Origin of the sequence: Helicobacter sp., assembly GCF_017502485.1 — a bacterium.
Taxonomy (GTDB): Bacteria; Campylobacterota; Campylobacteria; order Campylobacterales; family Helicobacteraceae; genus Helicobacter_B.
Genome location: NZ_JAFVUX010000016.1, coordinates 28,869 through 50,359, shown reverse-complemented (window position 1 = coordinate 50,359; position 21,491 = coordinate 28,869). Strand labels below are relative to the sequence as shown.

General features: G+C 42.7%; 20 protein-coding genes and 1 pseudogene. 9 read left to right on the top strand and 12 right to left on the bottom strand.

The genetic code is table 11. The features are described from left to right. The first annotated feature begins 3 nt into the window (after positions 1-3). From IKB69_RS03340 to IKB69_RS03330, 3 genes are read left to right on the top strand one after another with little or no spacing between them, the layout of a single operon-like run. Entirely contained in the window at positions 4-1,290 is a 1,287-nt protein-coding gene (locus tag IKB69_RS03340; protein WP_290946084.1) for an adenylosuccinate synthase, read from the top strand. Beyond that, the gene (locus IKB69_RS03335) at positions 1,274-1,693 is read left to right on the top strand and encodes a flagellar FliJ family protein (RefSeq protein ID WP_290946082.1); all 420 of its coding nucleotides are present in this window, start codon (positions 1,274-1,276) and stop codon (positions 1,691-1,693) included. The genes IKB69_RS03340 and IKB69_RS03335 overlap by 17 nt, the downstream gene beginning before the upstream one ends. Further along, positions 1,690-2,358 carry a flagellar protein gene (locus tag IKB69_RS03330; RefSeq protein WP_290946080.1) on the top strand — a complete coding sequence of 223 codons (669 nt, stop codon included), beginning with the start codon at positions 1,690-1,692 and terminating at the stop codon, positions 2,356-2,358. The genes IKB69_RS03335 and IKB69_RS03330 overlap by 4 nt, the downstream gene beginning before the upstream one ends. A gap of 52 nt (positions 2,359-2,410) precedes the next feature. Here IKB69_RS03330 and IKB69_RS03325 read toward each other — a convergent pair whose 3' ends face one another. From IKB69_RS03325 to rplI, 8 genes are all read right to left on the bottom strand, one after another. Next, positions 2,411-3,340 carry a lipid A biosynthesis lauroyl acyltransferase gene (locus tag IKB69_RS03325; RefSeq protein ID WP_290946078.1) on the bottom strand — a complete coding sequence of 310 codons (930 nt, stop codon included), beginning with the start codon at positions 3,338-3,340 and terminating at the stop codon, positions 2,411-2,413. Between the two features lie 9 nt (positions 3,341-3,349). Continuing rightward, positions 3,350-4,807 carry a Ppx/GppA phosphatase family protein gene (locus IKB69_RS03320; protein ID WP_290946076.1) on the bottom strand — a complete coding sequence of 486 codons (1,458 nt, stop codon included), beginning with the start codon at positions 4,805-4,807 and terminating at the stop codon, positions 3,350-3,352. Next, entirely contained in the window at positions 4,807-5,058 is a 252-nt protein-coding gene (locus IKB69_RS03315) for a YfhL family 4Fe-4S dicluster ferredoxin (RefSeq protein ID WP_290946074.1), read from the bottom strand. The genes IKB69_RS03320 and IKB69_RS03315 overlap by 1 nt, the downstream gene beginning before the upstream one ends. A 69-nt stretch (positions 5,059-5,127) precedes the next feature. Continuing rightward, positions 5,128-5,460: a hypothetical protein gene (locus tag IKB69_RS03310; RefSeq protein WP_290946072.1), complete on the bottom strand. Its 333-nt coding sequence runs from the start codon at positions 5,458-5,460 to the stop codon at positions 5,128-5,130. 29 nt (positions 5,461-5,489) lie between these two features. Continuing rightward, on the bottom strand, positions 5,490-6,455 hold the full coding sequence (gene rsmH, locus IKB69_RS03305; RefSeq protein WP_290946070.1) for a 16S rRNA (cytosine(1402)-N(4))-methyltransferase RsmH: 966 nt from the start codon (positions 6,453-6,455) through the stop codon (positions 5,490-5,492). Between the two features lie 119 nt (positions 6,456-6,574). Continuing rightward, positions 6,575-7,420, bottom strand: coding sequence for a substrate-binding domain-containing protein (locus IKB69_RS03300; protein WP_290946068.1), 846 nt, complete (start codon positions 7,418-7,420; stop codon positions 6,575-6,577). 134 nt (positions 7,421-7,554) lie between these two features. Continuing rightward, entirely contained in the window at positions 7,555-9,939 is a 2,385-nt protein-coding gene (locus IKB69_RS03295; protein WP_290946066.1) for a hypothetical protein, read from the bottom strand. A 9-nt stretch (positions 9,940-9,948) separates the two neighbouring features. Beyond that, positions 9,949-10,392 (bottom strand): 50S ribosomal protein L9, encoded by a 444-nt coding sequence (gene rplI, locus IKB69_RS03290; protein WP_290946064.1) that lies wholly within the window; start codon positions 10,390-10,392, stop codon positions 9,949-9,951. Positions 10,393-10,465: 73 nt separating this feature from the next. Between rplI and IKB69_RS03285 the strand changes: the two genes are divergently transcribed. Continuing rightward, complete coding sequence (locus IKB69_RS03285; RefSeq protein ID WP_290946063.1) at positions 10,466-11,128, top strand: YgjP-like metallopeptidase domain-containing protein; 663 nt, start codon at positions 10,466-10,468, stop codon at positions 11,126-11,128. Here the strand turns inward: IKB69_RS03285 and IKB69_RS03280 are convergent. The 4 genes from IKB69_RS03280 to rpsB are packed head-to-tail and all read right to left on the bottom strand — an operon-like array spanning position 11,118 to position 14,567. Further along, positions 11,118-11,996 carry a radical SAM/SPASM domain-containing protein gene (locus tag IKB69_RS03280; RefSeq protein ID WP_290946061.1) on the bottom strand — a complete coding sequence of 293 codons (879 nt, stop codon included), beginning with the start codon at positions 11,994-11,996 and terminating at the stop codon, positions 11,118-11,120. The genes IKB69_RS03285 and IKB69_RS03280 overlap by 11 nt on opposite strands. A 7-nt stretch (positions 11,997-12,003) precedes the next feature. After that, positions 12,004-12,630, bottom strand: coding sequence for a phosphoserine phosphatase SerB (gene serB, locus IKB69_RS03275; protein ID WP_290946059.1), 627 nt, complete (start codon positions 12,628-12,630; stop codon positions 12,004-12,006). A gap of 45 nt (positions 12,631-12,675) precedes the next feature. Continuing rightward, complete coding sequence (tsf, locus tag IKB69_RS03270) at positions 12,676-13,740, bottom strand: translation elongation factor Ts (protein WP_290946057.1); 1,065 nt, start codon at positions 13,738-13,740, stop codon at positions 12,676-12,678. Between the two features lie 53 nt (positions 13,741-13,793). Further along, positions 13,794-14,567, bottom strand: a complete 774-nt coding sequence (gene rpsB, locus IKB69_RS03265) for a 30S ribosomal protein S2 (RefSeq protein ID WP_290946055.1) — start codon at positions 14,565-14,567, stop codon at positions 13,794-13,796. A 254-nt stretch (positions 14,568-14,821) separates the two neighbouring features. On the opposite strand from rpsB, the gene IKB69_RS03260 reads away from it, so the two are divergent. The 5 genes and pseudogenes from IKB69_RS03260 (at position 14,822) to IKB69_RS03240 (ending at position 21,489) form a co-directional block, all read left to right on the top strand. After that, complete coding sequence (locus IKB69_RS03260; protein ID WP_290946053.1) at positions 14,822-14,968, top strand: hypothetical protein; 147 nt, start codon at positions 14,822-14,824, stop codon at positions 14,966-14,968. 29 nt (positions 14,969-14,997) lie between these two features. After that, positions 14,998-15,996, top strand: a pseudogene (locus IKB69_RS03255) (CapA family protein); the annotation flags it as partial. 201 nt (positions 15,997-16,197) lie between these two features. After that, positions 16,198-18,348, top strand: coding sequence for a flagellar hook protein FlgE (gene flgE / locus IKB69_RS03250; RefSeq protein ID WP_290946051.1), 2,151 nt, complete (start codon positions 16,198-16,200; stop codon positions 18,346-18,348). A 191-nt stretch (positions 18,349-18,539) separates the two neighbouring features. After that, entirely contained in the window at positions 18,540-20,120 is a 1,581-nt protein-coding gene (locus IKB69_RS03245; RefSeq protein WP_290946049.1) for an inorganic phosphate transporter, read from the top strand. 61 nt (positions 20,121-20,181) lie between these two features. After that, entirely contained in the window at positions 20,182-21,489 is a 1,308-nt protein-coding gene (locus tag IKB69_RS03240) for a hemolysin family protein (RefSeq protein WP_290946156.1), read from the top strand. Positions 21,490-21,491: the final 2 nt, after the last annotated feature.

The following is a 21,491-nucleotide window of genomic DNA, read 5'->3' as shown; positions in this document are numbered from 1 at the left end:
GGAGTGTGTATGGCGGATTTAATCGTAGGGATTCAGTGGGGCGATGAGGGCAAGGGCAAGATTGTTGATGTGCTAGCAAAAGATTATGACTATATCGTGCGCTATCAGGGTGGGCATAATGCTGGGCATACCATTGTTGTAGGCGATAAAAAATACGCCTTACATCTAATTCCATCAGGCATTCTTACTTCTCATTGTATCAATATTATTGGCAATGGCGTGGTCATTGAGCCTTCCGCGCTTATTGAAGAAATGCAGCAGTTTGGTGGGGAGCAAGTCTTGCGCGGTAGGCTGTTTATCTCTGATAGGGCGCACATTATCTTGCCCTTTCATCAAGAGTTAGATTCTAGCCTTGAGCGCGCTGCAAATGCCATAGGCACAACCAAAAAGGGCATAGGACCTTGCTATACTGATAAAATCGCGCGTATAGGGCTAAGGGCGTGTGATGTGCGCAACTTTCCAGCACAAAGAGAGCAAATCATCGCACGATTACAGGGGCGAGTGCGCACGCTCAAAGAATCTAACGCGCTAGATTCTAGCTTAGAAGAGCTGGTGCAAGCAAGCATCAACTCCCTAGAATCTGCTCATACAATTCTCTCTCCTTTTATTACTGATACGACTTCACTTCTTTGGGAGGCGCAGGCACAGGGGAAAAGAATCTTGCTAGAAGGTGCACAAGGCAGTATGCTTGATATTGATCATGGCACATACCCCTTTGTAACAAGCTCAACAACCATTGCTGCTGGTTCTTGTGCTGGGAGCGGGCTAGCTCCGCGTGATATTGCTAGTGTGCTTGGGATTATGAAAGCTTACTGCACGCGTGTAGGATATGGACCTTTTCCTACAGAAGATAGCAAGGAGTTTGGCGCGCTCTTGTGTGAGAAGGGTGCGGAGTTTGGCACAACGACGGGGCGCAAGCGCAGGTGTGGAGGCTTTGATGCACTTGCTGCGCGCTATGCGTGCAGGCTTAATGGCTGTGATAAAATTGCATTAATGAAGCTTGATGTGCTAGATGGGTTTGAAGAAATCGCTGTGTGTGTGGCGTATCAATATCAAGACAGAAAAATTACTTATGTGCCAAGTGATTTGGAAAATGCTAAGCCAATTTATGAGATTTTGCCGGGATGGACTGGGGAGATAAGCAAGGGGGTGAGAAGTTTTGATGCCTTGCCCGCTAATGCAAAGGCATATGTCGCGCGCTTAGAAGAGCTTGTGGGGGTAAAAATTGTGATGATTTCCACAGGTGCAGAGAGAAGCGAGATTATTTATCGCTATGATTGCGCAATTTGACAAGCTTATCAAAGCCCAAGAGCAAAAGCTCTCCTTATGTGAGCAACACATTGTCCGCTATAACAACGACATAGCTGCAAAGCAAAGCCAAGTTAATGGGCTTATTAGCCAAATAGCGCAGATGAGTCTGCCAAAAGCTGGGGATTTTAGCGTGCTTCTCCAAGCAAATGCTAAAAAAAGAGCTTTTGTTTTTGAGATAGATTCTTTGCAAGAGCAAATCGCTAAGGACAAAGCACGGATACAAGAGTTAGAGCGGGAGTATCGACTGCTTTGCATTGAGTTTGAAAAACTCAAGCATATCCGCGAGATAGAGCGCGAGAATCTTATAAAAACACTCAAACAAAAAGAGCGTAGAGAGCTTGATGAAGTGGCGATTCTACTACATAGAAAGGAGTTATTATGAGAGCTTTATTGATACTGCTTGTGGTATTGTGCGTATCGTATGCGGATAAAAAAGAGCCAAACCCCGATGCGCTTTTGCAGTGTAATGCGATTTTTGAAGCGCGCAAAGATGAGATAGCCCAGAATCTTCGCACTTTAAATGAAAAAATACAGAATCTTGAAGCCTACAAAAATGCCACACAAAATCTCCTAGATCAAAAGCAAACTAAGCTGAAAGAGCAAGAGGAAGCCTTAAATGCCAGAATCCAAGAAGCCAAACAAGAAGCGCAAAAGGTAGCAAAGCTCCAAGATGACAAGCAAAAAGCTATAGAAGCCCTCGTGGCTAGAAATGAAGCATTGCTTAAAGAGATTCAAACTTCATCAAATTCCAAGGTGGCAAAAAGCTTTTCTGGTATGAAAGATTCTAAAGCCGCGCCTATAATCGCCGAGCTAGATGATGCAGAAGCAGCGACGATTCTCTCTTCGCTCACAGCAGCAGATATGGCAAAGATTCTAGCTAAAATGGACGCTAAGCGCGCCGCAGAGCTTACAAAAATCATCGCTAAAGGACCACCCTTTAGTAATGACGATAAGCCAAAGCCTGTGGCAAAAATCCCCGGAGATGAGCCTAAGCTAGAGCAATTAGAGCAGGATCAAAGAGACTTCCAAGAAAATGGTGGAATCTAAGCGTCAAGCAGTGTGGGCTAGATTCTAGCGCGGTTGGGGTAGAGGAGAGGGTTTAGCGGTTTGGCTTTTTAGCGTAGAGATTTGGGTAGTAATCCTTGAATCTACGATGAAACCAAAACCAGCTTGAAGGATTGCTACGCACTACTTTGCTCGTAATATCTGCTTGTGCTTGGGTGGCTTGCGCTAGATCACTTGCTAGATCTTGTGTGTGCGGAGTATAAATGGGTGGAAAAAAGCGCATAACAAAGCGTGAGTAATCTTTGTTTATATCAATAAACACCGGCACAATGGCGATGTTAAATCGGCGTGAAAGGACGGAAGCTATGGGCGTATGACTCGCCTTTTTGCCCAAAAACTCCACACACACGCCCTGGTTTGATGAGATGCTTTGATCGACCAAAATCCCGGCTACAGCATTCCCCTGTGTGTAGAATTTGAGCAGGTTTCTAAATGCCCCTGCTTTATCGATAAAGCGCACGCCTTGTAGCTCTCTGCGAGAAATAATAAGCTTATCGATGCTATCAATACCTGTGAGTCTCCCTAGACTTGCCATTTTATTAGGCTCTAGGCGAGGTGGGAGAAAAGTCGCCAGTGCCTCCCAGTATCCAAAATGCCCTGATATAAGCACGACACTGCCATCTTTTTCCAAGCTATCTAACACATAATGTTCATCAATAATATCAAAACGCTGCTTATGGATATGGTAGGGGATTTTTGGGATTCTAATACTCTCTAAAATCACAAAGGCGAAGTTTTGATAGCAACGCTTAATAATAGCACGCTTTTGTGCAAGATTTAGGGAGTCTCCATAGATGAAGTGTAGATTTGTTAGGGCATCGTTGTAGCGGCGTTTGTTGTCCAAAAGGCACATTAAAAACCCAAGTCCCTTCACACACAGCACAAACACACGATTAGGCATAATTGCTAAAGTAGCACCAAGCACATTGACAAATACTCTAAGTAGCACGCCGACAATATTCATCAAAAACACTTAAGAGATGACTATGCGGATTTGCGTAGGTGGGATAATGCCTGCAATAGATTCTCGTGCTAGCACAAGCTTAGAATCAGCCGTGATAAATAATGTGCTATGTTCATAGCTATATTGTAGCAAATGATCTCCACTCATACATAGCGCATAGGAGAGCGATAGAATAAAGCTAAGCCATTGAAGATTCTCAATAGGTGGCATAATGTCTGTGATGTGTGCTATGGCATCATCTTTTGGTATGCGCTTATTGATATACTCAAGTAGCAGGCATAGCACCGCTCTATCAGTATGGGAGAATCCATAGTCAAGTCCATGTAGCAAGAAATATGCTCCGTGGTTCATACGCCCATAGAAGTTTAAAAATCCACCTACATCGCACAGCTGGGAGACAATACGCAAATATCTTTTATTGCTTTCATCAAGTTTATGCTCGCAAGCGAGTACATCAAAGATCGCATTTGCTTCTTTGGCGATTGATTTTCCCCATTTTGTAGAAACTTTAAAGCGATCTTGCAGAGCAATAAGCGATGGATAAACCCCACTCGGAAAGCGGTATTTTTGCGTGCGTAGCATATCAGCAAGAAACACCCCCTCTCGCACTCCCACGCCACTTGCCGTGATGCATTTAGCCCCAAAGTGATCAAGTAGCATAGCAAATATTAGCGCACCAGAGCGGATATTATCGCGCCGATCAGGTGAGACACCAAACCCTACTAAATCCTCTTCTTTTGTTTTGTAGATTGTTTGGATAAACGACCTTGCTTCTTTGACAGCAATTTCATAGCCGTGGATTGTTTTTATTGGGTATTTGCGCTGTTTGCTGGTGATTTTAGCAAGCGCGCGGATTGTTCCGCCAATTCCAAATACATTGTGGTGTGTAAAGTGAGTGGGGATTTTTTGCAATTCTTGCTTGATAAACTGCTTTGCTTGCTCTAGGTTTTTATGGTCGAAAAATAGCTCTTTTAAGCGGATCGTCCCTAAATGCAGAGAAATCACTTCTTTAATGTCGCCATTTTCAATGATTGCACACTCTGTGCTACCGCCACCTATATCAATGGTAATGCCATCTTTCTTGTGCGATAGATTTGCGCACGCCAAGCCACCATACCACGCTTCCTTTGCTCCATCAATGACTTTTATACTTATACCGCTTTCTTTTTTTGCTCTAGCGAGAAAATCTGCGCGATTAGGGGCATCACGCACAGCTGAAGTCGCCACGCATAAAAGTTTTCTAGCGGAATTTTTTTTAGCGATGGCATGGAATTCTTTAAGCGCATTGATTGCACGCCTTATGGGAGCTTCTTGCAAAAATCCACCATTTTCATAACAACCTTGAGAAATCCGCACGCGCGACTTACACTCATAAATAAGTCGAAATCCATATCGACTTGTCTTTTCAAAGATCGCCATTCTTGCAGAGTTTGAGCCAATATCAATCACTGCAGTAATTTTTGCCATTACTCGCCTTTGTTAAGCTGCTCAAATTTGTATTTTAGCTCTTCTAGACTCTCTCTATTATCTGGATCTGGGACAATGGCATCCTTTGGGCATACACTTACGCAACTTGGCTCATCATAATATCCTACACACTCTGTACAGCAATCTGGATCAATTACATAGACAGGGTCTCCCTCTACAATCGCTTCATTTGGACATTCTTCTAAGCACGCATCGCAAGCGATACATTCATCATTAATCATTAAGCTCATATTCTCCCCTTAGTTTGTAGTGAATAAAGCGTGTTTCTAACGAAAATTATCTTAAATTCTCTTAAAATTCTATATTTCCTTAGAAGTTGGCGTATTGGGGGTGGACTGGGTTTTGAGATATTGGTAGCGCAAGGATTCTCGCTCATTTTGCAAGCGCCTATGCTCTTCTTTAAGCAGGTCGCTTTGTGTTTGTAGCTTATTGATGTCGCGACTAATGTAGTAGATCGAGCTTGATAACCAAATTTTAGGCATAGAGATAAAGAGTGCGAGAAAAAGCGCACTATATAGGAGAATCAAGTAGCGTATATGCAGTCCGCTTGCAGGCTCTTCCTCATACAAAGCTGCCTTCTCGCTTGTTTCCACGCGAATATCGCCATAAGAGTTTTTATGAGAAGTTGACATAGATACTCCTTGCAGTATGCTTTAAGGTATTATTGTAGCGCAAAAGCACGAAGTTTTGCCGAGCGAGATCTTGGATTTGCGCACACTTCTTTGGGGTTTGCTACTAAAGGTTTTTTTGTAAGTATTGTGCCCTTGCTATGATTAGCCCCACACGTACAGCGAATAGCATCGCTTGGGCAAATGCATGCTCGTGCAAAATGCTTAAAACGCTCTTTTACTAACCTATCTTCCAAAGAGTGAAAGCTAATGATTCCCACAATCGCACCACGCAAATCCGCACTACTTGCTTGCTCAATAGAATCTAGCAGAGCCCTAAGTACGCCAAGCTCGTTATTTACTTCAATGCGCAATGCTTGGAAAGCAAGCGTGGCGGCGTGGAGTTTAGAGTGGGGTCTATGCTTGGAGAAATGCTTAGAGATAAACTCACTTAAGCTCTGTGCATTGTAGAATCCTCCATCGCGTGGGTATGTATTAGCAAATTCTTTGATAAGTCGCGCCATTTTTTTAGATTCTGGGATTTGTCCATAGTTACGCAAAATTTCTTCTAGTGCATATTGGGAATATTCGGCGATGATGGAGCTCGCACTCTGCGCTTGGCGCGTGTCCATTCGCATATCCAGCCTATCGCTTATGAAGCTAAAGCCACGCGACATATCATCAAGTTGCAAGGAACTTACACCAATATCTGCTAGCACACCTACTACGCGCTTATTTTGCGAGCGTGCAAGCTCTAGTGCTTGCGCAAAGCCTTGTGCAAAATTTGCGTGCAAAATTTCAATGCGATCGCTAAAATCAGCTAGATTCTCTCTAGCAAGTGCAATGGCATTAGAATCTTTATCGATCCCAATAAGTGTGATACCCCTACATAGCTCCAAAATCTCCCTGCTATGTCCGCCAAGCCCTAGTGTGCAGTCGATAAAAACAGCATTAGAGCAAGAGCGTAAAGGCACGAAAATCTCTCGTATATGCTCTATAAGCACGGGAATATGTCGCATAGACTATCCTAGATTAAGAAAAACAAAATACTAAGGAAAACTTGATAAAAATAAGGTAAAGTGGCAATCGTAGCCTTAAGAGGCTACGAGAAGTTCGTAGGATTTAAGGCTTGCGTTGGTTATTCAAGATCCCAGTCTTTTATACTACCACTAAAGATTGCCTTAACTTGATCTTTTGATAGGTTATCAAGGGGATTTTTTGGATTGACAATCACTGCTAGACCATCAAGAGCAAGCACGCGAGGTTTTACACCTTTTGCAAGTTCGCTATCTTTGAGCTCTCGGCTTACCATACCAATATGAGCAATGCCCTGCACCGTAGCATTTACGCCTGTTGTAGAATCTGACTGCTGCACTTCAATTGTAGCCTTTGGATTCTGGGCAATGTAGAGTTCTTTTAGCTTCTCCATAAGTGGGGTTACAGAGCTGGATCCGGCGATGACGATTTTGCCCTCTGGATTCTTGGGGGTATAGGCTTTGGCATCTAGTGGGATATAGCCAGATTTTGTGATGACTTCTTGGACTTTATCTGATCCAATGAAGTCTAGAAAATCATCTGCAAGTGGGTTGGACTTTGCTGTGATGACAAGAAATGGGCGAGAAATGGTGTATTTCTTGCTTTTGATATTTTCTACACTTGGGGCGATACCATCGATATTGAGTGCTTTGACACTATTATTAAGTGCTCCGAGTGAAACATAACCGATAGCGTTTTTATTGCGCGCAATGGTGGTGAGCATAACAGCAGTAGAATTTGTGATTTCTGCGCGTGGTGAGGTCATATCGATTTTTTTATCGCCTTGCTTTTGCAAGAGATCAAAAATCTCTACAAATGCCCCTCTTGTGCCTGAGCCTTCTTCTCTGGAGACAAGACTAATAGGTGCAGCACTAGCAAGTGTTACAGAAAACACACTAAATGCTAGGACAAATTTTTTTAAACTCGGTGTAAAAGCAAATGTTCTCATAAGAGACTCCTTTGGTAAAGTTAGAATGCAAGTAGAATGGTAGTAATCCAATGTAAAGTGTCAAGCTACTTTTGTAAAAAGTGGGTAAATCTAAAACCCTGCAGAGCTAGATTCTACCTTGCGTTTAGGTGGAGTTAGAATCTATATGCTACTGTTGCGCTTCCACCTAGAGAATGCACACCGGCAAAGGCGCGCATATAGAATAGCTCAAACCCCATCGTGCTACGGCGTAGTTGGTAGTGGGCATTGATGCCTAGGGCGAAGCGATCGCTATATGGCAGCGAGATTGGGATACTTGTGCTACCTAGAGAGATGGTAGATTCTTGCTTAGTATTATAGAGATGTGGCTCATAATCGACTCGTGCAGTTAGTATTCCAATACCTCTAAATGCAGCAAAAGCCACGCCGCTTTGTGCCCCAAAGCTGATATTGATCATATAATCTGTGTAGGCTTGCAAGGTTGTTTGGATCGTGCTTTCTTGTGTGCTTGCGCTATGTTGCGTGAGTAGATACTGCCGTACACTTGCATAAGGTTTAAAAAATGCAGTCCCCATAAAAAACCTATATCCAAGTGCTATCTCGCCCATAAAGCGACTTGCCAAGAAACTTGAGCTAGAATCTAGTCTAGCTCCAGAGATGGCAATGGAGTTTTGCGCCTCAAAAGCCCCTAAAGATCCTAGTAGTCCTAGATCTAACTCCAAAGACCTCCAAGCAATCGTATCGCTAAGTGAGAGTCCAAAGGCATAACTTGTGTTTTTGGTGCTAGTACTCGCAAGATTTTGTCCTAAGGTATTATAGAGAAAGCTTCCGCTTAGTCGCAGATTGTGTCCAAAGATTTGCGTGCTAGCCCCAGCTTCTAGTCCCATAAGCCCACCTGCTCCATATTTGCCAAACACTCCGCCACCAAGTGCGCGCATATCAAGTGCTACGCGTCTTTGCGGTGCGTATGCATAGCTTGGCATCGCAAGTAGAGCGTTTTGATATGGGACATAGACTTTGGGCACAGCGTGTGGTACCTGCCTCGTCAAGGATGAGCTATTGTAGGCAAGGCGCGTGTGTGCCTGTGTAGCATTAAGTTTAGCTAAGGTATGTGGAGCTAGGGGTGTTGCTGTTATGTGGAGAGCCTGTAAGGATTCTAGTGTAGCTAGTGGCATAGTTTGCTGGGCTACTAAGAGTCCTTGTGTATCGCTAACAAGCACAGATAGAGACTCTTTGCCACCATAAGTATAGATACTCCCCATATCCGCTCTCTCAAATACAGAATCTAATGCCTGCAAGATTGGTGCATCTGCCCCTAGAGTATTGTGAAAGGCGCGGATAGCATCCTCCTTGCGCGTGATGTTAAGAGCAGTGTTAGAATCTATTAGTGCGACTGTTAGGAAATCGTGCTGAGCTTGTGCGAGGGATAGTGTGCCTTGATTGGTGGATGTACCTTGTATGAAAGTGTGCTTGCCTAGAGTTAAGCCTTTAAAATCTACCAAGATTGCTCCATCGTTGGTAATATCGCCTTTGATTTGACCAAGCTTGCCATTATATGCGCCAAAGATGATGGTGCTTGTTTGTTTGTTTTGTATGCCTTTTTGCGCTTCTAGCACGCTGCCATAGAGCTTAATGCTAGAATCTTTAGGCTTGAGCAAATCTCCCCCTATGATAAAAACACCTCCTTGCTGGGAGATAAGCTCCCCGCTAACACTCATTGTGCTACCATAAAGGATAATATCACCTCCGCCACCAAAGGCTGGATCAAATGGGTTTAGCCCACTGCTGCCCCCAGAGCTATCTACACCCTTATCTGTTTGCCCACCGTTGTAGAAATTTCCATCGATAATGATTGTGCCATTGTGGCTTACAAATTGCGCTGTGGTAGTGTAGTCATTTGGTATAAGCCCGCGCGTATTGCCGACATTGTAGATATTGCCCTTTAGCGTGAGTGTGCCACCATTGTTTTGAAGCTTGTGCTGGAATCTAATCGCCTTGTCTGCTTCAATGCTAAGGCTCGCGCCATTTTCCACAAGCATTTCCCCATCGTGGATAAAGAATTGAAGTTGTGTGAAGCTGGCTTGCGAGTTTTGCGCTAAAAATAGCTTGCTATGCTCGCCAAAGCGCACTTTAGATGCTCCACCATACTCGCTTGCTTGAGGATTGATTAGGGGTTTATCGCTTAGGGTTACATAAAGGTTTGAGTTAGAATCTAATATAAGAGAATTGCCATTATCAAAAGAGAGAGTGTGGTAACCTATTAGCTCGACTTTAGCCTCATTTGTAAGCCGTAGTCCTACATTTTGAAAGTGCGTAGTTTTGTCATTCGCACTTAGGGTATAGGTGGCATTACTCGCACCTTTGACACTAAAGCTTTGAGCGTGGAAAAATGTTTGTTCGCCATTGCCTGCCTGAGAGAGCGTTGTATCCTTTTTGCTAGCATTTGGGGTAAGTGTGATGAGAGCTGGCATAGTGTAGCTAGCAATAGTATCTGCACATACACTCACTGCGCACAAACACAGAATAGCAAAAGCTCTCATAAATAAGTCTTATAGCTCTTTAACTTGTAAGGCTAGATTGGCAGTGATGCCAGAGCCAAGGCGGACAATGACCACAAACTCACCAATATGCTTAATAGGTGTTTGTATATCGATTTCTTTTTTGTCGATGTGGAGCTTGTGTTTTTCTTGTAGGGCAGTGGCTACTTCTTCTTTAGTAATGGAGCCAAAGAGCGCGCCATTATTGCCCTTTTTCTCCAAAGTTAGCGTAATAGATTCTAGACTTTTGGCAAGTTGCTTGCGCTGCTCTAGCTCTAAGGCTTCTAGCTCGGCTTGGTGTCTTTGCTGGGCTTTGTATTTGTTGATGACTTCATTGGTAGCGTGCTTTGCCTTATTTTTAGCGATTAAGAAATTTTGCCCATAGCCATCTTTGACTTCGCATATTTCACCTTTTTTGCCAAGTCCTTTGATATCTTCTAGCAATAAGACTTTCATAGGATTCCTTTGGATATAATCTGTGTGCATTGTAGCACTTAGAATATGATTAAACAATATTAAAGAGTGGCAAATGAAGCTAAATGTCTCGCATAGATCGCTTGTGTTTGATGGGCGAGCCATTATGGTATGCCAAAAGCCCAGCAAGTATATGCGCATAAATGTCCGTCCAAGCCTAGAATCTAGCCAGCCTATCATCAAGCTCACTTGCCCACCCCACACTACAAATGAGGCGATTTTGGCATTTATGCAAGCACACAAGGAGTGGATTGATAATGTATGTATACGCTTAATGCAAGCTAGGATGGAGACTTTAGAGATACTGCAAAAGCATTGCGATGAGATTTTGCTCTTTGGTAAATGGGTGCCAGTTGTGCCACTTATGGAGCTGCGTGCTATGCTACACACTTATCTAATGCAACGCACAGATGTGCTTGCCAATGCTATGGGAGTGCGCTTTAGCAAGCTTGCTGTGCGTAAGTCAATGTCGCGCCTTGGGAGCTGCACGAAAGATCGCCTAAGCTTTTCACTTCTGTTAGTATTTGCCCCGCAAGAAGAAATTGATTATGTGGTAATTCACGAGCTAGCACATATTGTGCATAACAATCATTCTGCGCAGTTTTGGGAGCTTGTAGGAGCGCATTGCCCAAGGTGGAGAGCTTTGCGCAAATCGCTTAAAAGTCGTTGGGGACTGTTTAGTGCGCTACTAGATAGACTGGAGCAGACTAGGATGTAAAGCCACACTGTTGGCATAGTGGCTCAATAGCTCTACCATATTTAAAGCCATTTTTTATCGCTATTGCTTTAGGAGAGCGTAGAGCTTCTTGTAAATTTATATGCGCGATATTGCCAAGATTGATTGAGCCTTGAGTATCCATACAGCAGGGTACGATTGTGCCATCACTTAAAATGCCTATTTGCTCCTTTAGGGCTGGGCAGAATTTTTGTGTGCTAGATGTTTTGCAAAATCCCGCCCAAGTGAAATGTGTCTTTTTGATGAGAAATGCTCTACTCCATAGGCGGATGCGCCCTTTCTCATCAAAAAGCGCGCTTAGATCATTGCACGCTAAAGCGTGGTGTAGTGCTGGATGGTAGGCTTTGTGTGTGGGGGTGGAGATGGAATCTGGGAGAATTTGGCGTAGTAGGTCGCATAGGATTGACTGGCGCTGATAAAGGCTAGAGTCTTGGATTCTAAGATTTAGGAAGCAGTTGGGATTATGCAAATGCTGTGTAAGTAGGGGTGTAAGTTTTGTGCCATAGCTAGATATAGCATTATCTATGCCAGCTTCTAGAGAGGTAGAGAGCTGGTAGATCGGGGGGCTTAGAAGTGTTTGGGGACTATGTTTATGAGAAAATACCCCGCTTGTTACCAGCTCGACTTGCGCACCTTTTTCACGCGTTATGGCAAGATATTGACTAAGGTTTGGCAGTGCGCAAGGATCACCTAAAATATGCAAGGCAATGCGATTCGATAAGGGTAGTGCATAATCCAGGGCTTGTGTAAAAACTGTGGGTGACATCGCGCCACGCACACCCTTTTGTGCTGGACAAAAAGAGCAAGCAAGATGGCAAATATCACTTAGCTCAATATAAATTTTTTTCATATGCTACTTAGTGAATATATGGGAGAATCTTGCGTAAATCTTTTTCATCGATAATAATATTTGCGTGTTGCTTGAGTATAGGCTTAGCACAAAAGGCGACTGCATAGCCTGCGCACTCCAGCATACTACAATCATTCGCACCATTACCTATGGCAATTGTTTCTTGCTTTGTGGTGTTAAGCAGAGATTGGAGGCGTCTAAGCATATCGCCTTTAGAGTTACTAAACATCATATCCCCCCCAACTCTGCCGCTAAGGAAACCGCCATTTGTGTGTAGAATGTTGCTAAAATCAGCGTGAAGCCCTAGCTTGTTAGCAAAATACCGCGTGGCCAAGTGAAATCCACCACTAAAACACACGACTTTTGCTCCCATATTTTTAAGCTCTTCTATACACTCTTCTGCGCCCTGCATAAGGGGTAGATTTTGACAAACTCTCTTAGCTTGCTCAAGTGGCAAACCCTTTAAAAGTGCCACTCGTTCATTTAAACTCTCAAAGAAATCTAGCTCGCCACTCATAGCACGCTCAGTAATGCTACTAACCTGCTGCCAAACCCCATATTCCTTAGCTAAAAAGTCGATTGTCTCACCATCCATCAAGGTCGAGTCAAAGTCAAATACCGCAAGCTTTATCATCGGCTATGCCTCAGCTTTTAAACCCTTATTGCAGAAGCTTGGGGCTTATTGCATCTGGGCGGCGACTTCGGCAGCAAAGTCCTCAGTCTTCTTCTCTATACCCTCACCAAGCTCGAAGCGCACATACTCTACTACCTCGATAGAGTCGTTCCATTCTTTAGATTTCTCTGCAAGCACTTGGGCAATGGTCTTTTTATCATCCATTACAAAAAACTGCCCAAGCAATGTAAGTCTTTGATCAACAAGCGTATTATCCGCGATAAATCGATCTAACTGCCCGGGGATAATCTTATCCCAAATGGCTTCAGGCTTACCTTGTTTTTTTAGCTCTTCTTTTAAAATCTGCTCTTGCTCTGTTAGCACGGATTCTGTAAGCTGGGCGCGAGAGATGTATTTGGGGACATTTCTTAGAGGTTTGCCTAGTCGCTTCAGCTCTTCGTTATCTTTCTCCACTTCAGCAATTAGTGCTATGCGCTCCTTTTCCAAAAAGTCTGCACTAAAACCACTATAATCAATGTGTGCAGGCTTCATCGCAGCGGCGTGCATGCAGAGATTGCGCGCAAGCTCGGCAAGCTTGTGAGTATTTGTCTCGTTACCCCTTAGCGCGATAATTACACCCACGCGCCCATTGCTATGGACATAGCCATTGACAATTGTGCCTCGATTTGCTTTTATACTATAGGTTTTGCGCACGACAATGTTTTCACCGATCTTAGCGATTTGTGTTTTTAGGTATTCATCAAAGCTTTGATTCTCTATATGTAAGGATTCTAGTGCGCTTATCTCGCTAATATTATGTGTAAATACAAGCTCGCTAGTTTTGACTACTAAATCCTTAAATCCATCGTTTTTGGCGACAAAGTCTGTTTCAGAATTGACTTCAATCATACAAGCTTGGGAAAAATCACTTGCTACCTTAACGGAAATAATCCCTTCAGCAGCGATTCTATCTGCCTTTTTGGCAGCTTTGCTTAAGCCTTTTTCCCGTAGATATTCTACTGCTTTTTGCAAATCTCCTTGCACTTCTACTAGGGCTTTTTTGCAATCCATCATTCCTGCATCAGTCATTTCGCGCAACTGCTTGACAAGCTGGGCAGTAATCTCGCTCATATCTTCTCCTTACCTTAATATTTCTTTAGTGCTAATGCTATGTTTGACTACTCTTACTCTTGCATAGCTTCATTAATCACGGCTTGTTTTTCCACTTCACTTGTTGATTCTTGTGTATCTTCTTGAGCTTCTTGACTCTCTTGTGTATCATTCATTTCACGCCCTTCAATGATAGCTTCTGCAATTTCTTTGCAAAAAAGCTGGATAGAGCGGATAGCATCATCATTGCCCGGCACAGGGTAATCCACTTTATCTGGATCGCAGTTTGTATCAAGTGGCGCAACCACGGGAATTCCAAGTCTTCTGGCTTCAGCTACGGCAATCTTTTCTTTCACCACATCAATGACAAAGAGCATATCTGGTACTTTTTTCAAGTGTCGCACACCACCAAGGTATTGTGTAAGCTTTTCTTTCTTGCGCAAAAGCATAAGCTTTTCTTTCTTGGTAAGCAGATCTATTTGCCCACTTTCTTCCATTTCTTCGATAATTTCTAGCTTGCGTACGGAGCGCTTAATGGTGCTAAAGTTAGTAAGCATACCGCCTAACCAGCGGTAATTCACATAGGGTGCACCGATTTTCTCTGCGCATTCTTTGATTGTTTCGCTTGCTTGCTTTTTTGTGCCGACAAATAAGATTGTCTTACCCTCGGCTGCAGCATCGCGCACGATATTATAAGTGTAGCGGAAGTAGCGGATAGTCTTTTGCAAATCAATGATGTGGATATTTTTGCGCACACCAAAGATAAAAGGCTTCATTTTTGGATTCCATCGTCTTGTTTGGTGTCCAAAATGCACGCCACATTCAAGCAAGTCTTTCATTGTTACCATTGGAGTCTCCTTGTAGTTTTGGTTTGTCCTCCACGCCCTTATACAGAATATCTGCAACACAAATTAAGGATTGGCGTGTGTGAATTTCTTTGGAACAGCACTTATGTTTAATTAAGGCTTGACAAAGGACAGGCGCGATTGTAGCTAAGCTTTTATAATTTCTCTCTTAAAAATATTATAATGCCAGCTCAAATATTTAGGTAGCTAGAATCTAAAAAATTTATACTTACCATTGATTTTAAGGAGCGCAGTAAATGCAGGGTATGATGTTTTGTGGTGATGTAGTAGCGATGAATGGTAGCTTTATTATCGATAAAGCATTGCAAGAAAAGCTTAGGAGCAATATTAGTTTTTGTAATTTAGAAGCCCCGATTTTGTCAAAAACGGGGGGGGGGGGGTAACTCCAACGCTTAAAGCCGGACCATCGCTTCATACACACGGTGAAACAATTAGCGAGTTAGTTGCAGCTGGCTTTAGTGGTTTTATGCTAGCAAATAACCATATCGCAGATTGGGGTGAAGTTGGCATAGATGCAAGTATAGAGCAAATCCTAGAATCTCAAGCTGTTTATGCGGGCGTCAAAACTACAAAACACTCTAAGAACCCCACACTTTTTTATTCCATCAATGATACACAAATAGCCCTTGTTAATGCCGCAGAGTCGCAATTTGGTATGCTGGACTCTAGTAGCGAATTTTTAGGAGCTGGGTATGGCTATATTGATTGTTTTGGCTGGGAGTTTGTCGCACATTTGCAAGCACTTAAAAAGGAGGTTGATGTGGTTATTGCTGTGATCCATGCCGGTCTAGAGAATGCAGCCCAGCCACTGCCGCAATTTAGAGAGCTTTATAAAATGTTTTGCGATATGGGGGCAGATTGTGTGGTGGCTCATCATCCCCATATTATCCAAGGTTATGAAGACTATTTGACAAAAGATGGACGAGAATCTAGGATTTTTTATAGCTTGGGGAATTTCTTTTTCTCCTACAATCGTGTGATTACCGATCCGCTAGAGTTGCAGGGACTAAGTGTTGTGCTTAGGTTTGACAGGGGTAAAATCGCTAGCTATGAGCTTGTGTTTTCCCAGCAGATAGGGGAAAGTTTGGAGGAGATAGATTCTAGTAGGCTTTGTGTGAGTATGGAAAGTCTTAATGCGATATTGCGTGATGAGTATGCCTATAAGCAGGCTATTATGGAGATCGTTACGCAAGCATATCCGCAGTATATGAAGTATTATGAGTATATATTTTTGCTTCCTAGCAGGGATAATAGCTGGCTTACTAATATTAAACTTTTTATTAAAAGCTTATTTTTTCATACTAGGTATCTTGAGTCAAGGCAGGCGTTGTTGTTGCACAATATCAATATCCCTACTCATCGCTTTGTCCAAGAACTGTACCTAAAGTATGTACTATACTATAAAGGCTAAAATATATAGCGATACCACTAATTACTGCTACTTTTTGGAGTAAGTCCTAGTTACTAGAATCTAGTGGCTAGGACTTTGCATGGAGTAGATTGTCGCCTAGATCCTAGGGGTTTGGTAGTGAGTGATTGTGTGTGGATATACCACTCCATTTTGGAATGACTTTTGCTTTCTTATTTGGCAAATTCACCAAAAAGGATGAAAATGCTACGGTCATTATGGTCAGGTGTAAGTGGTATGCAGGCACATCAAATTGCTTTGGATATTGAGAGTAACAATATTGCCAATGTCAATACGGTTGGGTTTAAATACTCTCGTGCTTCGTTTGTCGATATGCTTTCTCAAACAAAGCTTATTGCTACTGCTCCCTATAAAACGGGGCTTGGAGGTCAGAATGACTTCTCTGTGGGACTAGGTGTTGGTATTAATGCTACGACAAAGGTTTTTTCACAAGGAAGCACGCAAAATACCGATGTCAAAACGGATATGGCAATTGAAGGAGAAGGGTTTTTCGTCATCTCCCCAGATAAAGGGATCACGCTTAATTATACGCGAGATGGAAGCTTTCTCTTCGATGCAGATGGAAATCTTGTAACAACAGGTGGCTATGTTGTGCAAGGTTGGCTTAAAGATGACTTGAAGAATGCCTCAAAAATGAGCGAGCAAGAGTTCTATCATATTGATAGCACAGGACCTATTCGCAATATCCAAATCGACCCAAATATGGTAATGCCTGCGCGATCCTCAACCAATATCAGGCTCCGAGCCAATCTAAATGCTGGGCGACACACTGACCAAAATGCTAATATCTATGCGTTAGATTCTACAAGCAAGACCCCCGCTGATGGGATCAACCCACTTTATGATTCTGCTGGAAATCTCACGCAAATGCAAGAAGATATGGGCGCGCTTTTCAACCAAGATGGCGATGCCTTTGGACTTACAGAAAATCAAGGGATTTGGGTGAGTTATAAGAATGCTCAAATGATTAACAGCGTAGTTCCTACTAAAGAAAATAGCTCTATCACTATCAATGGTGCAAAAATTTCTTTCTCCAATGATTCTGCACTAAGTGGGATGTCTACACTTGTAGCTGCACAAAATGCTATCAATGGTGTGCGCGATAAGACCGGGATAGAAGCGTATATGGAGGGTAAATTACTAAAGCTTGTCAATCGCAATGAAATGGATGGTGATGAAAAGACTAAGAATATCATTATTACTAAAGGTGGGACGGGTGCGTTTGAAAACTTTGTCGAAGGGGATTCTGACATCACTTCTTTCCGCTATCGCTATACTAGATCAGAGTCTCCAGATTCGTCAACAGGGCAGTTTAGGACAACAGAGGAGCTTCGTAGGCTCTTGCAGTATGATGCAAATATGATTAAGGAGCCAGATAAAGAATATAATGACTCCACTGCTTCTGTGTCTGTTACCATCAATAAGTTTGGTATGTTTGAAATGCTAAACCAGGATAATGGTGATGAAGAAGTGCAGAATATGTCAATATTCGTCGCTTCCTATGGGTCAGATCAAGTTTCTACTAATGTGCTATTTAGAAACACTATGCGTGGCTTAAACACAGCATCGCTACTAGAGGGTGGGGCTTCCGTATCAACTACGCGCTTAAGCCACGCTACACACACGACAACCATTGAGCTATTTGACTCTCTAGGATCTAAACACACAATCCGCTTTGAGTTTGTCAAAACAGGCTCTGCGGAGTGGAGCTTTAGAGCAATCGTTCCAGAGCCTTCTGTCATCTATGGGGCTTCTGCTACGCGTCCAAATATCTTTGAGGGTGGGCGATTGCGCTTTAATAGTGATGGAAGTTTGGCAGGTATGAATCCACCTATTTTACAATTTGATCCTAAAAACGGCTCCATAGCTCCACAGCGACTAAGCCTATCGTTTGGCTCTACCGGTGGGTTTGGTGGACTTACTAGCGTGGATAAGCAGTCAGAAACTTATGCTATTGAGCAAGATGGCTATGGGGCAGGGGATTTAGTGGATATACGCTTTGACTCAGTGGGATCATTGCTAGGGTCTTTTAGTAATGGTCGCACGCTGGCTCTTGCACAAGTTGCTCTAGCAAACTTTGCCAACAACACGGGGCTTCAAGCTGAAGGTGGCAATGTGTTTTCCTCAACTGGGAACTCTGGGCAAGCGATGATTGGTGCGGCAAATACAGGTCGTCGTGGAGGAGTCTCTGGCTCTAAGCTTGAGATGAGTAATGTCGATTTGAGTCGCTCGCTTACACAGCTTATTGTCGTGCAGCGTGGCTTCCAAGCAAACTCCAAAGCAGTGACAACCTCCGATCAAATTCTAAATACTCTACTAAATCTTAAGCAATAGGTTGATTGCATAGGTGTGCTTATGGCACACCTTGTTGCGTTATGAAAGTTTTAGATTCTACTTGCTTTTTGCCACCCTTTGACTATGCCTTTTAAAAATATCCTAATATTTTATTTTACTTTATGCTTGCTTTTACTAGGCTATTTGCTACCACACAATTAATTGGGGTTATTATTTAAGGAGAGTGTGATATGGATATTAAGGACATAAAAAAGATTCAGCAAGGTGTCAATACAAAAGACAACCAAATAGATCGGATTAAAATTGGGGCGGTCGTATTGTTTATGGTGGCTATTGCGATTATTGCTATAAACTTTGGTGGTGGATCATCCCCTATACTACTTGCGTTTGCTACGCTAGTTGGTGGCTATATGGCAATGAGCATTGGTGCAAATGATGTGGCTAATAATGTTGGACCCGCTGTTGGATCGCAAGCGATCACACTTACAGGGGCGATTATTATTGCTGCTATTTGTGAAGCAAGCGGGGCGATTTTGGCTGGGGGCGATGTTGTTAATACCATTAAATCAGGTATTATTGATCCTAAAAATATTAGCGACTCGCAAGTGTTTTTGTTTGTTATGCTTGCTACTTTGATTGCTGGAGCAATATGGGTGCATCTTGCAACCATATTGCGCGCGCCTGTATCAACCACGCACTCTATTGTAGGTGGTGTGCTTGGTGCAGGGATTGCTGCTGGTGGCTTTAGCGTGGCGAATTGGTGGGTGCTTGGAAAGATCGCTTCAAGCTGGGTGCTTTCCCCTGTGCTTGGGGGAGTTATCGCCGTACTTTTTTTGTTTTTCATCAAGCGCACAATCACCTATAAACAAGATAAAAAAGATGCTGCGAAAAAAATAGTGCCGATTCTAGTATTTGTTATGGTGTGGGCATTTGGGGTTTATCTTATGCTTAAGGGATTCTCTAAGCTTTATCCATTTAGTGCGTGGCAGGCAGTTGGTATAGCTTTTGTTGTGGCAGCAGCTGGATATTTTATCACGACACCAATTATTCGTAAAAAAGCCTCTCAGCTTGACAATACCAAAGAGTCTATCAATACACTTTTTACGATTCCGCTTATTTTTTCTGCAGCACTTTTGAGCTTTGCGCACGGAGCAAATGATGTTGCTAATGCCATAGGACCTCTTGCTGCTATCCATCAATCCCTAGCAGAATCTGCAGAAGGTGGGATAGCTAAGGCAAATGTGCCATTTTGGATTATGCTTGTGGGTGGAGTTGGGATCTCACTTGGGCTTGGACTCTATGGTCCAAGGCTTATTCGCACTGTGGGAAGTGAAATTACAGAGCTTGATAGAATGAGGGCATTTTGTATCGCTATGAGTGCTGCACTTACGGTGCTTCTTGCAAGTGCCTTGGGGCTTCCTGTTAGCTCGACACATATTGCCATTGGTGCTGTTATCGGTGTGGGCTTTTTGCGCGAATATATTAAAGGTAGGTATTTTGAAATGTGCGAGCAAATCATTAAAGCTCATAAAGGCAAAGATCAAAAGACTATAGAGACTTTCTTAAGAAATTTTGCTAAAGCCAATGTCAAGCAAAAGAGCGTGATGCTAGAGCTTCTTAAGGATAAAACACGAAGTGATGATTTCTACTTAAATAAAAAAGAGAAAAAAGAATTAAAGAAGTTTTATAAGCACGAGCTTGTAAAACGCAGTGAGATTAATCGCATTATCGCTTCATGGATTATCACGGTGCCTGCTTCTGGTATGCTTGGAGCGATTGCGTTTTTTACCATTCAAAAAATTTTAGGATAAATATGCTATACTCTAAATTTTATCCTAAGGAGTCAAATTGGACCCGTATCACTCGGTTGTAATGCTACTTCTTGCATTATTATTTGTTCTACTTAATGCCTTTTTTGTTGTCGCGGAATTTGCGATTGTTAAGGTGCGTCGCTCTAAGCTTGAAGAATTATCTAAGACCAATAACACTGCTAAGCTTACTCTCTCTATCACTAAGAGGCTAGATTCGTATCTAAGTGCTACACAGCTTGGGATTACGCTAAGCTCGCTTGCCTTGGGGTGGATTGGAGAGCCAGCGCTTGCTAAGCTTGTGGCAATTCCTTTTGAAAGTATTTTACCCGAAGACTCTCTTATTATCCATACTATTAGTATTATCATTGCTTTTACACTTATCACGCTTTTTCATGTTGTGCTAGGTGAGATTGTCCCGAAGTCTATCGCCATTGCTAAGACAGAGAAGTCTGCATTGCTTATTTCTTATCCACTTTATTATTTTTCTGTTATTTTTTATCCTATTATTGTTTTGTTTGACAAACTTGCAAATTTTGTCCTACGGCGTATAGGTATCCAGCCAGCAAGTGAAGAGGAAAACGCTCATTCTGAAGAGGAGTTAAAAATCATCGTAGGTGAAAGTCTAAAAGGTGGTTTTATCGACTCTCTAGAAGGGGAGATTATCAAAAATGCTGTCGATTTTTCTGAAACGATTGCTAAAGAGATTATGACTCCTCGCAAGGATATGGTGTGTCTTTATGCTGATAATAGCTATGAAGAAAATCTTTCTATTGTTACTCAAACAAACTTTACGCGTTATCCATACTGCAGTGGCAACAAAGACAATATCATTGGTATGCTTCATATACGCGACTTGCTCATAAGTAGGATCAGTCAGCACAAGAGTCCAAGCTCATTTTCACCTATTAATTTTGAGCAAATTATCCGCAAGATGATCATTGTTCCAGAGACAGCACGCATTGTAGAAATCCTAAAAACTATGAATAAGGAGCAGATTCACACTGCTCTAATCATCGATGAATATGGTGGGACGGCAGGGCTTTTAACAATGGAGGATATTATTGAAGAAGTGATGGGCGATATTACCGATGAGCACGATTGTAAAAATCAGGATTTCACGCAAATTAGCCCAGATACCTATGAGCTTGATGGAATGCTTGATTTAGGGAGTGTAGAAGAACTTATGGGTGTGGAATTTGCAAAAGAATTTGAGCAGGTTACCATAGGTGGCTATGTCTTTAGCTTGCTTGGGCGACTTCCAGAAGTGGGTGATGTTGTACAAACAGGTATTTTAGAGTTTAGTGTTTTGGCAATGGATGGTGCAAGGATCAAGCGACTTAAAGCTCATAAGATGGATCAAGAAGCCTAGTT

Bases quoted from the DNA above. Each gene is read 5' to 3' on its own strand.
- IKB69_RS03335 (WP_290946082.1), top strand. From the start codon at position 1,274: ATGATTGCGCAATTTGACAAGCTTATCAAAGCCCAAGAGCAAAAGCTC.
- IKB69_RS03330 (WP_290946080.1), top strand. From the start codon at position 1,690: ATGAGAGCTTTATTGATACTGCTTGTGGTATTGTGCGTATCGTATGCG.
- IKB69_RS03325 (WP_290946078.1), bottom strand. From the start codon at position 3,340: ATGAATATTGTCGGCGTGCTACTTAGAGTATTTGTCAATGTGCTTGGT.
- IKB69_RS03320 (WP_290946076.1), bottom strand. From the start codon at position 4,807: ATGGCAAAAATTACTGCAGTGATTGATATTGGCTCAAACTCTGCAAGA.
- IKB69_RS03315 (WP_290946074.1), bottom strand. From the start codon at position 5,058: ATGAGCTTAATGATTAATGATGAATGTATCGCTTGCGATGCGTGCTTA.
- IKB69_RS03310 (WP_290946072.1), bottom strand. From the start codon at position 5,460: ATGTCAACTTCTCATAAAAACTCTTATGGCGATATTCGCGTGGAAACA.
- rsmH (WP_290946070.1), bottom strand. From the start codon at position 6,455: ATGCGACATATTCCCGTGCTTATAGAGCATATACGAGAGATTTTCGTG.
- IKB69_RS03300 (WP_290946068.1), bottom strand. From the start codon at position 7,420: ATGAGAACATTTGCTTTTACACCGAGTTTAAAAAAATTTGTCCTAGCA.
- IKB69_RS03295 (WP_290946066.1), bottom strand. From the start codon at position 9,939: ATGAGAGCTTTTGCTATTCTGTGTTTGTGCGCAGTGAGTGTATGTGCA.
- rplI (WP_290946064.1), bottom strand. From the start codon at position 10,392: ATGAAAGTCTTATTGCTAGAAGATATCAAAGGACTTGGCAAAAAAGGT.
- IKB69_RS03285 (WP_290946063.1), top strand. From the start codon at position 10,466: ATGAAGCTAAATGTCTCGCATAGATCGCTTGTGTTTGATGGGCGAGCC.
- IKB69_RS03280 (WP_290946061.1), bottom strand. From the start codon at position 11,996: ATGAAAAAAATTTATATTGAGCTAAGTGATATTTGCCATCTTGCTTGC.
- serB (WP_290946059.1), bottom strand. From the start codon at position 12,630: ATGATAAAGCTTGCGGTATTTGACTTTGACTCGACCTTGATGGATGGT.
- tsf (WP_290946057.1), bottom strand. From the start codon at position 13,740: ATGAGCGAGATTACTGCCCAGCTTGTCAAGCAGTTGCGCGAAATGACT.
- rpsB (WP_290946055.1), bottom strand. From the start codon at position 14,567: ATGGTAACAATGAAAGACTTGCTTGAATGTGGCGTGCATTTTGGACAC.
- IKB69_RS03260 (WP_290946053.1), top strand. From the start codon at position 14,822: ATGCAGGGTATGATGTTTTGTGGTGATGTAGTAGCGATGAATGGTAGC.
- flgE (WP_290946051.1), top strand. From the start codon at position 16,198: ATGCTACGGTCATTATGGTCAGGTGTAAGTGGTATGCAGGCACATCAA.
- IKB69_RS03245 (WP_290946049.1), top strand. From the start codon at position 18,540: ATGGATATTAAGGACATAAAAAAGATTCAGCAAGGTGTCAATACAAAA.
- IKB69_RS03240 (WP_290946156.1), top strand. From the start codon at position 20,182: ATGCTACTTCTTGCATTATTATTTGTTCTACTTAATGCCTTTTTTGTT.